1 protein-coding gene is annotated in these 693 nt (G+C 45.7%); it reads right to left on the bottom strand.

What is annotated here, in order from left to right; all coding sequences use genetic code 11:
- The coding region (locus AB4161_RS21765) for an IS4 family transposase (protein ID WP_372084284.1) at positions 1–693 on the bottom strand (693 nt) is incomplete at both ends.

Below are 693 nucleotides of genomic sequence, written 5' to 3'. Positions count from 1 at the left end.
CGTCTAACGTAATGTTTTCTTTAGACTTCCTCTGCGCGGACTTTTGAGCGTTCCTTGATATATAACTGGTAGCCCATTCGATTTTATTGCTGATTTCTGACCATGCGCCGTGACTGATACATTCAAATATTGGTAACAGCCAGACATCCACATTTTTTGCCGCTTTAAACAATGAGACCGATGGCATTATCTGAAGCGCAATACTACGCCTAATGATCAGCGCAAGTAAACTGGCCCAGATGAGCCCATCAACGATGGCCTTTTGTGCGGTGACAAATCGTTGCCAGTTGGTGTGAGACTTTAACTCTTTAAAAAGCAGTTCCACCTGCCATCGACAGCGGTAGATCGCCATGATGTCATCGGCAGTAAAGGTGTCTGAAGGTAAGTTAGTTATCCAAATGCAGAATCGTTTTTCTTCAGCAAACCATCGTCGCACGACTCTAAACTCTTGTTTACCTCGACGGACTTTTAGGTCAAGGACCTGCGAACGGTTGGTACCTCGAGTAATGTCTTTCAGCTTCTTCCCTTCTAGCTTAGGCAGCAGTCGCCCCTTGCCGTTCCTTGCCTCAATAATCATAGGGTTCAGAGACTTAGCACCTCGGACAATATAGAATCCGCCATGCTGTTCAAGCTCTCGAAAGAAGTGGAAATCAGGATACCCTGCGTCAGCTAACAGCAATTTGTTGTTCATCG

This window comes from Vibrio sp. 10N.286.51.E5 (genome assembly GCF_041469125.1).
Taxonomy (GTDB): domain Bacteria; phylum Pseudomonadota; class Gammaproteobacteria; order Enterobacterales; family Vibrionaceae; genus Vibrio; species Vibrio crassostreae_C.
The sequence above is the reverse complement of the archived record's forward strand: the minus strand, read 5'-3'. Positions and strand labels throughout refer to the sequence as shown.